The organism is Litchfieldia stipae (assembly GCF_014837155.1).
GTDB lineage: Bacteria > Bacillota > Bacilli > Bacillales > Bacillaceae_L > Litchfieldia.
In genome coordinates, this window is record NZ_JACYHA010000003.1 from 1 (window position 1) to 12,684 (window position 12,684).

12 protein-coding genes are annotated in these 12,684 nt (G+C 36.3%); 6 read left to right on the plus strand and 6 right to left on the minus strand.

Features of this window, described 5'->3' with window-relative positions:
• The first annotated feature begins 134 nt into the window (after positions 1-134).
• Positions 135-542, plus strand: a complete 408-nt coding sequence (locus F7888_RS04110; RefSeq protein WP_191777482.1) for a GNAT family N-acetyltransferase — start codon at positions 135-137, stop codon at positions 540-542.
• A gap of 44 nt (positions 543-586) precedes the next feature.
• Here the strand turns inward: F7888_RS04110 and F7888_RS04115 are convergent, their stop codons facing one another.
• Positions 587-1,006, minus strand: coding sequence for a DUF1801 domain-containing protein (locus tag F7888_RS04115; RefSeq protein WP_191777484.1), 420 nt, complete (start codon positions 1,004-1,006; stop codon positions 587-589).
• Positions 1,007-1,359: 353 nt separating this feature from the next.
• On the opposite strand from F7888_RS04115, the gene F7888_RS04120 reads away from it, so the two are divergent.
• Both F7888_RS04120 and F7888_RS04125 read left to right on the plus strand, forming a co-directional pair.
• The gene (locus tag F7888_RS04120; protein WP_191777486.1) at positions 1,360-1,698 is read left to right on the plus strand and encodes a hypothetical protein; all 339 of its coding nucleotides are present in this window, start codon (positions 1,360-1,362) and stop codon (positions 1,696-1,698) included.
• Between the two features lie 127 nt (positions 1,699-1,825).
• Complete coding sequence (locus F7888_RS04125) at positions 1,826-2,104, plus strand: Parvovirus coat protein VP1-like protein (protein WP_191777488.1); 279 nt, start codon at positions 1,826-1,828, stop codon at positions 2,102-2,104.
• A gap of 13 nt (positions 2,105-2,117) precedes the next feature.
• Here F7888_RS04125 and F7888_RS04130 read toward each other — a convergent pair whose 3' ends face one another.
• Positions 2,118-3,014, minus strand: coding sequence for a carbohydrate kinase family protein (locus F7888_RS04130; RefSeq protein ID WP_191777490.1), 897 nt, complete (start codon positions 3,012-3,014; stop codon positions 2,118-2,120).
• Positions 3,015-3,192: 178 nt separating this feature from the next.
• Here F7888_RS04130 and F7888_RS04135 point away from each other — a divergent pair, with 178 nt between their 5' ends.
• Entirely contained in the window at positions 3,193-3,807 is a 615-nt protein-coding gene (locus F7888_RS04135) for a metal-dependent hydrolase (protein ID WP_191777492.1), read from the plus strand.
• A gap of 122 nt (positions 3,808-3,929) precedes the next feature.
• Positions 3,930-4,250 (plus strand): hypothetical protein, encoded by a 321-nt coding sequence (locus tag F7888_RS04140; protein ID WP_191777494.1) that lies wholly within the window; start codon positions 3,930-3,932, stop codon positions 4,248-4,250.
• Between the two features lie 186 nt (positions 4,251-4,436).
• Here F7888_RS04140 and parC read toward each other — a convergent pair whose 3' ends face one another.
• From parC to F7888_RS04160, 4 genes are all read right to left on the minus strand, one after another.
• Positions 4,437-6,869: a DNA topoisomerase IV subunit A gene (parC, locus tag F7888_RS04145; protein WP_191777496.1), complete on the minus strand. Its 2,433-nt coding sequence runs from the start codon at positions 6,867-6,869 to the stop codon at positions 4,437-4,439.
• Position 6,870: 1 nt separating this feature from the next.
• Positions 6,871-8,841 carry a DNA topoisomerase IV subunit B gene (parE, locus tag F7888_RS04150; RefSeq protein ID WP_191777498.1) on the minus strand — a complete coding sequence of 657 codons (1,971 nt, stop codon included), beginning with the start codon at positions 8,839-8,841 and terminating at the stop codon, positions 6,871-6,873.
• A 413-nt stretch (positions 8,842-9,254) separates the two neighbouring features.
• The gene (locus F7888_RS04155; RefSeq protein ID WP_191777500.1) at positions 9,255-9,668 is read right to left on the minus strand and encodes a CoA-binding protein; all 414 of its coding nucleotides are present in this window, start codon (positions 9,666-9,668) and stop codon (positions 9,255-9,257) included.
• 108 nt (positions 9,669-9,776) lie between these two features.
• Complete coding sequence (locus F7888_RS04160) at positions 9,777-11,519, minus strand: glycosyl hydrolase family 18 protein (protein WP_191777502.1); 1,743 nt, start codon at positions 11,517-11,519, stop codon at positions 9,777-9,779.
• Positions 11,520-11,734: 215 nt separating this feature from the next.
• On the opposite strand from F7888_RS04160, the gene plsY reads away from it, so the two are divergent.
• Positions 11,735-12,337 (plus strand): glycerol-3-phosphate 1-O-acyltransferase PlsY, encoded by a 603-nt coding sequence (gene plsY, locus F7888_RS04165; RefSeq protein ID WP_191777504.1) that lies wholly within the window; start codon positions 11,735-11,737, stop codon positions 12,335-12,337.
• Positions 12,338-12,684: the final 347 nt, after the last annotated feature.

The following is a 12,684-nucleotide window of genomic DNA, read 5'->3' on the forward strand; positions in this document are numbered from 1 at the left end:
GTCGTAACCTCACTTTTACCTAAAATTATGGGGGGTGGCAATTTTTTTGCTCAAAAATCCCTCTATCAAGGTATTTTATAGCCTATTTAATATAAAAGTTTTGACAATACGTTTTAACCAATAGGGGGAGAAAAATGAATACCGAAAAAATTAGATTTGAAATGGATACAACTGTTACGGCTGAGCAACTAGCGATTTTATTTAAAAATTCTGGTATACGTAGACCATTTGACGATTTAGCACGACTTCAAAAGATGATTGACAATGCCGACCTTACAATTACTGCTTGGGTTGAGGATAAGCTAGTTGGAATTGCACGGTCTGTCACAGATTGGAGCTATTGCTGTTATTTATCTGATCTAGCGGTTGATAAGGAGTATCAAAAAGGTGGAATTGGGAAAGCATTAATTCAATTAACGCAAGAAAAAATTGGAGACGAAGTAGCATTATTGTTATTGGCATCACCCATAGCGATGGATTACTACCCTCATATTGGGTTTGATAAAGTGGAAAATGGCTATATCATTCCAAGAAAGAAATAATACATCATTGGTGCCTCATATTTTCATGAGGCACCCTCGATTATTCAATTAGGATATGTTTTTCTAAGAAACAGTACGGATTGTTCGATTAGCTTTTTTAGAATCTCTATATCAATATCCGCTACTTTATTAATATACACACAGGCTTTTCCTGCTTTATGTTTACCAAATGTTTTTAGAAGCTCTTCACGTTCCGTATCACCTGTTGCGAAATACAAACTGATTTTCGCTTTTCTCGGTGAAAACCCAACTAGTGGTGCATCACCCTCATGTCCTGAATCATATTTATAATGATATGAACCAAAACCTATAATACTTGGCCCCCACATTTTTGCAGGATATCCTGTCGTCTCAGTAAATAGATCAAGTAATTTATAAGCATCCTCACGTTTTTTTGGACTATCAACATTCTCAATAAATTCAATTACACTAGCATCGTTCTGTTTTGTTTTAAGTTCGTACATCTAACTCCTCCTTACGTATGTGATTATTTTAGGCTGTTTTCGTATAGATTGTTGCTATTCACACAGCAGCCTGAATACACTCCGCGTCCTGTGGGGTGACCGGTGAGCCTCCTCGTCGCAGGCTCCTGCGGGGTCTCACTTTGCTCACTTTTCCCACGGGAGTCTCCGTGTATTCAGGCTGCTTGAAACTACTTTCTACTCATAAAACAACAAACTTTGAGAAAACAGCCTTATTTTATAATATATATTTACTAGATTTAATGAATAAATCCTTTAAAAATCTCCTTACTTTTCAACAAATGTCACCATTTTTAACTAGTCGAATATCATGTATGTTGAGAGGAGATGATTAAATGAATTACCCTATCTATAATAACGAGTTCGATTCAACAAGAAATTTGCATGACAAATGCAAGACGTATATGTATCATCATGCCCTGTTAACGATGAATGATGGCAATACCTTTGATGGAATCATCGAAAAGGTCGACAACAACAACATAACTGTATTAGTTGGAGAAGATGTTTTCGATATTGAGATGGATGAAGTTGATGCACGCTATGGTTTTGGTTATGGTCCACGTAGAAGATTTAGACGCTTTGGTCGTCGTACATTCCCACTTGCTGCCTTAGCTACATTAGCATTATTACCATATGTCTATCCACCATATCCATACTATCCATATTATTAAAGCTTTAAAAGAGCCAACACTACAAATGTTGACTCTTTTTTCATTTGAAAACTTCATATGCCCTTCCAAATCGAAAGACATGTACATATTCTATACTAAAAAGTCCTTTTAAGATTGGAGGAAGCTTATGAATAGACTTTATAGACAAAGAGGCCAACGTTCTGGTCTATGTGTTCGAGGATACAGATGGTGTGGGCCTGGCTGCTCTGGACCAGGTACTCCAACAAATGCGGTTGACTCTTGCTGTAAGCGACATGATGAATGTTATCGTCGATTTGGTCCAAGTGCACATTGTGACCAAATGTTCCTTAACTGTCTTCGACCAAAAATAAACCCCTCACACAAAATGGGTAGAGATGCAGCTTTATTTTACAATATCATGAAATTACGTGGCCTGTTTCGTTAATTCTAAAGGGAGCCTATAAGGACCCCATTTTGGTAGTTGAACGAGCGGCTTCTACGTTTGCAAACTTTATATAGTCCTTTAGTTGAGAATGATTACGTGGCTTTCCCTTTTCATGAAAGCACGTTAAGATTGCGGCAAAGAAGGCGTCTCCAGCACCCGTCGTATCCACTGCCTCTACTTTTATGCCTGGAACAAAAAGCTGATTTCCTTTATAAATGCCAAGCGCCCCATCTTTTCCGAGAGTAATGAAAAGGTAAGGGATATTAAATTGTGCTATTTTTTCTAACCCTTTAGCTAACGTGTCAGTTTCAGTTAGGAATAGGAGTTCATCTTCTGCCATTTTAACAAGATCCGCTCGATTCAAAAAAGAGTTAATCGTATTTCTGCAATTATCTTCACTTTCCCATCGTTTTATACGTATATTTGTGTCAAATGCCACTAAAGTGGATGTACTTCTTGCATAAGTTAATGCACGTTCAGTTGTCCTATGTGCGATTTCATGAAATAAAGTTCCTGAACCAAAATAAAAGAGCTTCGCGTAACGAAATACCTCTATACTCAATTCGTCTTCAGTAAGCAATTCATCTGGACTTTCATTTATGTACGAGTGAAATAACCGATCACCAAACTCATTTAAATGTACATAAACACGGCATATACTTTTGTTGGAAGAGTGAATACAGAAGTCTGTATTTATCCCCTCTCTTTTCAATTTCGTCTCAACAAATTGACTCGTCTCATCAGTCCCTAATTTACATAAATAATAGGACTGAACTCCTAATCGGCTTGTACCTACCGCTACATTGACAGTAGCTCCACCTAAAAACAGCTTGTACGATGTATTTCTTTGATCTTCCGCAATTAAGTCAACGAAAGCCTCACCTAATGAAATAATTCCTTGTTTACTCAATCTAATGCCTCCAAAATATTAAACTATACATACAATTCACTCATTCATTATATCGATAACCTTATCGACATACCATCAACTTATAAAAAAATTGACACTAAACAGAACAAATGTTTTGTTGTACAATAAAGTCTGAGTGTTTATTTAAGACTATAATAGAAATAAGGTGGAATATAAAATGAATGGTACAGCACATGCAGCAATTGGATCGGCAACAGGTTTTATCGTTGCTAATACTTTTCATACTTCTCCTTCTACAACAATATTATTTGTTGGATTAGGATGTGTATCTGGATTAATTCCCGATCTAGACATTGATGGAAAACTTCGAGGGAAGATTACTCTGTCACATCAGGTGATTCGAAGTGTTTCCCAATTAATCGGGCTTTTAATGATGATTTATAGTTTTTATGAAGACAATTGGTTAAGTATGGGTATTGGATTTGGTTTAATGATCCTGTCTTCTTTTTTAAAGCAAAAACATATGCTTATCATTACAGGAATTGCAGTGATTACAGCAGGATATTTCTTACAAGAAATCTGGTTATCTCTGCTCGGAACCTATATTATCATCGCTTCTCTTGTACCACATCGAAGCTATACTCATTCATTATTAGGGGTTATTTTCTTTGGATACATCTCATTAGAATTAGAAAACTCCCTTGCAATAAATGGTGTATTCTATACGTGTATTGCTGGATACATTAGTCACTTGATAGCGGATTTGAAATTATTACCAGTAAACAAGCGTGGAATAAAGCTATTTTTACCGTTTTCATCGAAAGATATCTAACTAGATTAAGTTCTCTACTAACAATCTACATAAATAGACATTTAAAAAACTATACAATTTAACACAGATAGTTTACTATATATACACGTTAGTAATATCGTAATGTTGGAGGTGAATGCTACTTGAACAATATCATTAAGGTTTTCATCTTGTTTTTACTGCTTCAGTTTACAGTTAGCATTCAAATTCATACTACTCATCTTGATGCTAGTCATGCACCTGTAATCATGAGCGAGTTAAGTGAGGAAGCATCCCTTCTAATGCTTTCTGAGGATAAAGAATCACCAATACTTCATATCCTCTTAACTCAAATTCAGGAACAAACAAAAACTTTTCTTTTCCTTGTTCTTTTTGGGATAAAGATTTTATTATTAAAACAATTTGAGCTCCTCAAACCGATTCGATATCAGTCAAGGTTTATTGTTACATCGTCTTCCTTTTAATTAATTTACAATAAGGAGGCGAGATTATGATTATTCGAATCTTGTTAATAGGACTTTTTTCTGCTACAGCACTTTCTCTTTGGACCTTCCAAGGGATTGAAATATTTCATGCCATTTCAGATTTAATGAAGAAGAATAATTAAGTAACAAAAAACTGTTGAGCCATTATACTCAACAGTTTTTTTATTACTTACTTTCAGCTTCTGCGTTACGATCTACCCAAACTTCAATCACTTCACCAGCTTCTTGTTCATCTATTATAAATGAGCCATTGCTGTATCTATCGTTTGGACGTAAGCCTGAAGAATTCATGCTTTCAATAATGCCCTTTTTTGTTTTAATAAAAATTGTATCTGTTAACTGGACAAGTTGACAGCTCACAATGCGGTGTGGATTTGATTTGAGCTCACGTAGCATAACAACACCCCGTTTTGCTCTTGTTGCCTTTTCAAATTCAGTTAAACGCATTTTCTTCATTGCTCCTCGTTGAGTAACGATCACCACATCCTGCTTCTGGCCAACAATTTGCCCACTAACAACAACATCATTATCCTTTAAGTTCATTGCTTTTACACCAGCTGCTCGTGCTCCAACAATATTAACTTCATCTTCATTGAACCAAAGTCCATAGCCACCCGCTGTCGCTAAGAATACATCTTGCTGACCATCTGTCAAATGAACATCAACTACTTGATCATCATTTTTCAAATTGATTGCTACTAATGCCTTAGAGTAGCGTTGCGCTTTATACTGGGACAATTCTGATTTCTTAATCATTCCATTTTTCGTTACAAACAGTAGGTATTCAGCAGTGTCAAAATCCTTAACTGGGATAGCATCAATAATGTATTCATCCCGCTCAATGCTAATAATATTAGCAATATGCTGACCTAAGTCCTTCCAACGAATATCTGGTAATTCATGTACTGGACAATATAAGTAATTACCTTTGTTTGTAAATAATAACACAACATCGGTTGTATTAATTTCAATTCGCTTAAGTAATCGATCAGTATCCTTCATACCAAAGTCTTGCCCATTTGAGGCTGCATACGAACGAAGACTTGTTCTTTTCACATAGCCTTCTTTCGTAATGGTTACAAGAACATCTTCTGACGGAATCATAACTTCAAGATTGATTTTGATTTCTTCAATTTGATCCTCAATCTTTGATCTACGCTCATCACTATAGGTCTTCTTCAGTTTCTTCAAATCGGTTTTGATGACCTTTAACAAAGTCCCATTATCATTAAGAATTTCAAGTAATTCCTGAATTTTCTCATTTAATTCCGCAAATTCTGCTTCTAATGCTGTGATGTCAGTATTTGTTAAGCGATATAATTGTAAGGAAACAATTGCTTCGGATTGAGGCTCAGTAAATTGATATTTTGCTATTAAATTATTTTTAGCATCTCTTTTATCTTTCGATGCACGGATCGTAGCAATCACTTCATCCAAAATCGATAAAGCTTTAATTAACCCTTCCACCACATGCTGACGTTCTCTTGCTTTTTCAAGTTCATACTGCGAACGTCTTGTAATCACTTCTTTTTGATGCTCAATATATGAATCGAGAATTTGCAAGATCCCTAATAACTTAGGTCGCTTTTCATGAATAGCAACCATATTGAAGTTATAAGTAATTTGCAAGTCAGTATTTTTATACAAATAGTACAAAACACCTTCAGCATCTGATTCTTTTTTTAATTCGATCACAATTCTCAGACCAGTACGGTCGGTTTCATCACGTACTTCACTAATGCCTTCAATTTTTCGATCAAGACGAAATTCATCGATTTTCTTAACAAGATTGGCTTTGTTTACTTCGTATGGAATTTCTGTAACTACGATTTGCTGCTTGCCACCTCTTACCGTCTCAATCTCAGCTTTTCCTCTGACAATGATCTTCCCTTTGCCAGTTTCGTAGGCTTTTTTGATTCCTTCAATCCCTTGGATAATCCCACCAGTAGGAAAATCAGGACCTTTTAGCACTGTCATAATATCATCAACTGTTGATGATGGTTGATTAATCCTCATAATCACGCCATCAATGACTTCACCAAGATGGTGAGGTGGAATATCTGTGGCATACCCTGCAGAAATACCAGTTGAACCATTGACAAGTAGACTAGGGAATTTGGCTGGTAAAACAACCGGCTCATTACTAGTGTCATCAAAGTTAGGGACAAAGTCCACAGTCCTCTTATCTATATCTCGTAATAATTCAGAAGCGATTGATGATAATCTTGCCTCTGTATAACGCATCGCAGCGGGTGGATCTCCATCAAGACTCCCGTTATTTCCATGCATCTCAATGAGAAGATTTCGTACCTTCCAATCTTGACTCATACGAACCATCGCATCATAAACAGATGTATCACCATGTGGATGATAATTACCTATTACGTTACCAACGGTTTTTGCTGATTTACGGAATCCTTTTTCTGAAGTGTTACCTTCAACATGCATTGCATATAAAATTCTTCGTTGAACTGGTTTAAGTCCATCGCGTACATCTGGTAATGCCCGTTCTTGAATAATGTATTTACTATAACGTCCAAACCGGTCACCAATTACATCTTCAAGAGGCAAATCACGGAATTGTTCGACTTGTGACATATTATTGCTCCTCTCCTGCGACCGATAAATTCTCATTGTCTAAAATATTTGTTTCTTCATTCAATCCAAATGCGACATTCGATTCAATCCATTTTCGACGCGGTTCAACTTTATCACCCATTAGTGTAGTCACTCTACGTTCTGCACGTGCTGCATCGTCTATACGAACACGAATAAGGGTTCTCGTATCTGGATTCATTGTCGTTTCCCATAACTGATCGGCGTTCATTTCACCTAGACCCTTATATCGTTGGATCATGTAACCTTTTCCAATTTTATTAATAGCTTCTTGTAAATCTTCATCTGACCACGAATATTCAATAACTTCTTTCTTCCCTGTCCCTTTGCTTACTTTATAAAGAGGTGGTAAAGCGATAAAGACCTTTCCTGCCTCAATCAGAGGTTTCATATATCGATAGAAGAATGTCAGGATAAGCACTTGGATATGAGCTCCATCCGTATCCGCATCAGTCATAATCACAATTTTATCATAGTTAATATCTTCGACTGAGAAGTCAGCTCCGACACCACCACCTATTGCGTGGATAATCGTATTAATCTCCTCATTTTTAAAGATATCCGCTAACTTTGCTTTTTCTGTGTTAATTACTTTTCCTCGTAATGGTAGGACTGCTTGGAATCGTCTATCTCGTCCTTGCTTTGCAGAACCTCCTGCAGAATCACCCTCAACTAAATAAAGTTCATTTTTTTGTGGGTTTCTTGATTGCGCTGGAGTAAGCTTACCACTTAATATCGCTTCAGAGCGTTTTTTCTTCTTACCACTTCTTGCTTCTTCTCTTGCTTTTCTAGCCGCTTCCCTTGCTTGAAACGCTTTGACTGCTTTTTTGATTAGCAAAGATCCGATCTCAGGGTTCTCTTCTAGGAAGTAAGCTAAGTTTTCAGAAACAACCGAATCGACTGCTGATCGCGCTTCACTTGTACCAAGCTTCCCTTTTGTTTGTCCTTCGAATTGTAGTAAATGTTCAGGTATACGAACAGAGATTAAGGCTGTAAGCCCTTCTCTAATGTCAGTTCCATCTAAGTTCTTATCTTTTTCCTTCAAGATACCTACTTTTCGAGAATACTCATTAAATGCTCTAGTCATGGCTGTTTTTGCACCAGCTTCATGAGTACCACCGTCTTTTGTGCGGACATTATTTACGAAGGATAGGACATTTTCAGAGTAACCATCATTGAATTGAAAAGCAAATTCCACTTCTATTCCATTTTGTTCTCCTTCAAATGATACAACAGGGTGTAATACATCCTTTTCTTCATTTAAATAAGTAACAAATGCTTCAATTCCTGTTTCATAATGAAAGACATCATGAAATTCATTTCGTTCATCAATTAATTCGATTTTCAATCCCTTTAATAGGAAAGCCGATTCTCTTAGACGTTCACTTAAAGTTTCATAGTTGTATGTTGTCGTACTAAAGATGGTTGGATCTGGTTTAAAGTGAATCGTTGTTCCTGATTGGTTTGTTTTGCCAATTTGTTCAAGTGTTGTCACAGGATTTCCGCCATTTTCAAAGCGTTGTTCATACACAAATCCGTCACGCTTGATCTTAACAACTAACCATTCGCTTAACGCATTTACAACTGAAGCACCAACACCATGAAGTCCTCCACTTGATTTGTAACCACCTTGTCCAAATTTCCCGCCGGCATGTAACACCGTTAAAATAACTTCTGGTGTAGGCTTTCCTAATTTATGCATACCTGTAGGCATTCCACGACCTTTATCCTGGACACTAATACTATTGTCTTTGTGAATCTTCACAATAATATGATCACCATGTCCTGATAGCGCTTCATCTACAGAGTTATCTACAATTTCATAAACAAGATGATGTAATCCTCTTGCATCGGTACTCCCGATATACATACCAGGTCGTTTCCTGACAGCCTCTAATCCTTCAAGTACTTGTATCGCATCATCATTGTAATCAAACTGTTGCTGCTTTGCCAAAAAACATACCCCTTTCTATAAAAACAAACAAACGTTAATGCCATTCTCTTTTTATTCATGACTATCAACACGTTTATTCAAGTCACCCTAGATGGCGAACAATCATTTTCATTTAACATCTCTTAGTTAGTACGTCTAGGTTGATTCACTTCTTATCCAAGCATAGCTTGTACTACTTGGCATTCAATGAATATGATCTTAAATCAAAACCAAGTTCAACGTTTCTAGAATGTTTCTTCTCTTTATTTATCAAAAAACCGTCACTTTGATTAATATATCTGAATTTGAAAACAGAGGAACATTTGTTTCTGTTTTTTTAGTCACCTATGCTTTATTTTATATGGTAAATTGATTTTAGCAACCCTAAATTAAAAAAATCCTCGTTTTTGACAAGGATTTTTAGTATATAGCCTTTATTTAGTCAATGCATGCTCCACCTTGATACATCGATCCATAATAACAGTATAGCCTAAATTCCTTAAATATTCATAGGCCTCCTCATTGACAAGGCCAAGCTGTGCCCAAAAAACATCTGCATTGATTTCAGTAAATTCCTTTGCCACATCAAATAAATGCTCAGAACGTCGAAAGACATTAACGATATCCACATGTTCCTCGATTTCACTTAAAGATTTAACTGCCTTTACTCCCAACACTTCATCCACTGTTGGATTAACTGGAGTAATACGATAACCTGCATCCATCATTGCCTTGCTAACCATATAGGAAGTTCGTTCTGGATTATTTGATAAACCAACCACAGCTATGTGCTTACTTTTCTTCAAAATCTCCCCAATTTCTTCTCTTGATGGAATCTCAATTGACATAATCATACTCCCCTTCAAGTGTAGTTATGTAGTTATTATTTCGGTAAAAAGATAAAAAATTCCTGCATAATAATGAATGAAAATTAATTATGCAGGACAATTGAATCATTAATCAGGCTTTTTTACCGCATTTTTTCTATTCAGTGATTCTTCAATCTCAGTCCATGCCAATTCACTAGCAAATGTGCGCTGCCACGACGCCACACCAGCTAATTGATAATCATAAACTAGCTGTGCTCTTTTATTTAAAGACATTTCATCCTCAATCCATACCTTGTATAAAGCTCTTTCTTCTTCGTTATAGAATTCGGCATAATTTTGTCCTGACGCCTCGTCATATGTCGTTTTTAATTTATTTTCCTTTATCCAGTCTTGAATATAATCCATACTATGAGCCTTCGATGTAACCTCAATATTTCCACCAGCCGTTTCTTGCTCCTTCCAAATACGAGAATATAGAGGTACTCCGAGAATGAGTCTGTCATTTGGAATTTCATGTAAGATCCTCTTCAAATTCCCTTCCACCCAAGGTAAGCTTGCCACACTTCCAGCGATTGGAGATGTACCCCAATGCTCGTCATATGCCATGACAACCATATAATCTACTACCTCTGATAGCTTTTCTCTCTCGTAGAAGACTGACCACATGCCACTATCAGATATGAAGGTGACATCCATTGATACAAGAAGTCCTGCTTGATGAAAGTAAGGAGTAGCTTCTCGAACAAATTGAGTAATTAGCGGACCATCTTCAGGGTAGACATTTTCAATATCGATATTGATTCCATCTAATTGATAGGTCTTGGCGTATTGAAGAAGCTGTCTAATCATCTTTTGTCTAGTTTCAAAATCTTTAAATGCGTCTTGCGTTTTATCTGGATCAAAATCATTAGAGAATAATCCCCAGATATGCAAATCTTTTGACTTTGCCCATTCCACATAATCCATCGATCCTAAATTCGAAATCTCGCCATTACCGTCCTTCAATGCAAACCATGTAGGTGACACAACATTCACTCCTGGCATAGTAGGTATGTCCTTAGGTTCAGGATTGGTAGTATATACCGCTTCCCACACTAAATGAATGGGCCATTGTAGCTGCGGTACCTCGATTGGACGTTCATTTGATGGAATCGTTACATTAATAGACTGATCAATCTTAACCTCACTTTTTTCGATATAACCCGCTACGCCAGTTTGCTTCCTCACATAATAGAATCCGTCTTCTTCTTTCTCAATAATGACTTGTTCTTCATGTTCGACTTCTGCCACATAGGGTTCTGTTAATTTAGGTGCAGTTCTAAGTCGAAGATGATCGATATCACGTTCACTAAGAACCGTACCATTAATGAGTGTATCACCATTGTTTCTCACAACATGAACTCCTGTTTCTTCATGGTAATCGATTTGGATTCCATAGACTGATAATAAAGGTTCTAGAGAAATATATACCTGGTCATTTTCTGCAATCATCACAGGAAACTCTAGTTCTGTAGCTTGATTATTAACATAATAAGTCAACGAATCCGTAGGCATTTGAAACACTCGATCCTTAGTTGTTAGAATCATAGATTGAGAAACCTCATCATAAATTAATGTATCATCAATATGTTCCTTTATAAAATCTAATGAAAAATAACTCGTTTTGTTTTTTCTAATTGCCTCATGGTTTTGAACATTCCCATCAACCACAATTGGATTGGTTAAACGTGTATAAAAAGTCTTCTCTTCAGAAGGTGATTGGTATAATAATAGAAATAAACTAGATGCAACAAGAAATACAGCTGCACCTAAACCAACGATCAGCAAAGGAGTGGTGAGCTTTCGTTTATTTGTAGTTATTTGTGACATGATAATTCCCCCTCCATATGTATGTTACGCAAATAATGAAAAAATGGAAAGAGAAATCATTATTTACCACTTGGGGATTATTTCTTTCTGATAGCATGGTTTTTTATCAATAAAGTGGTACAATAAGAGAGTTCCGTTGTCAACTAATTTAACTATGAACTATGATCTGAATGAAAAGTTGGTGACGGTATAAAGTAGTAAAAGGAGTCATACATATGAGTTATTTAGAAATTATTTTAGTTATCGCTGCATATTTAATAGGTTCAATTCCTTCAGGTTTAATCGTAGGAAAAGTAGGTTATGGTATTGATATTCGTCAGCATGGTAGTGGGAACCTTGGAGGAACGAATACATTTCGAACCTTAGGAAAAAAAGCAGGAATTATTGTTACTTTAGCTGATATTTTAAAAGGGACATTAGCTGCCTCGTTACCATTTATGTTTGGTAGTGAGATTGACCCCTTATTATTCGGAGTGTTTGCAGTCATTGGACATATGTACCCTGTGTTTGCAAACTTTAAAGGTGGTAAAGCTGTAGCTACTTCTGGAGGAGTATTGCTCTTTGATCAACCTTTGTTATTTTTAACAGTTGTTATTGTCTTCTTTATTTGTTTATACCTTACTAAATACGTGTCATTATCATCTATACTTGCAGGGGTTTATGCATTTCTATACAGCATTGTTTACAGTATTTTCTTCGAAATGGATATTCCATTGATTATCGTTGTATCATTACTTGCTCTATTTGTTATCTATCGACATCGTGCAAATATTAAACGTATCATGAATAAGACAGAACCCAAAATATCCTGGTTATAAATTTCAGACCAATTTCCTTGAACACTTCACAAAGTTGTTCAAGGTTTTTTTATGTTAATTAAAGGCTGTTTTCGTATATATTGTTGCTTTTGATACCGCAGCCTGAATACACTCCGCGTCCTGTGGGAGCCAACTAGTCCCACGGGAGTCTCCGTGTATTCATTCTGCTAGAAATCTATTCTCAATTAATTCACCTCAAAAAACAACAAACTTTGAGATAACAGCATAATTTAAAGTACGTTCTTGGCAATTTAAATCTATAAAAGTGCGTGGATAGGGAAAGTTATCTGATAGAACCATCAGCATGTGCCAGTAATCCCGAAAACTATCTTACAAATTTCGCGAAA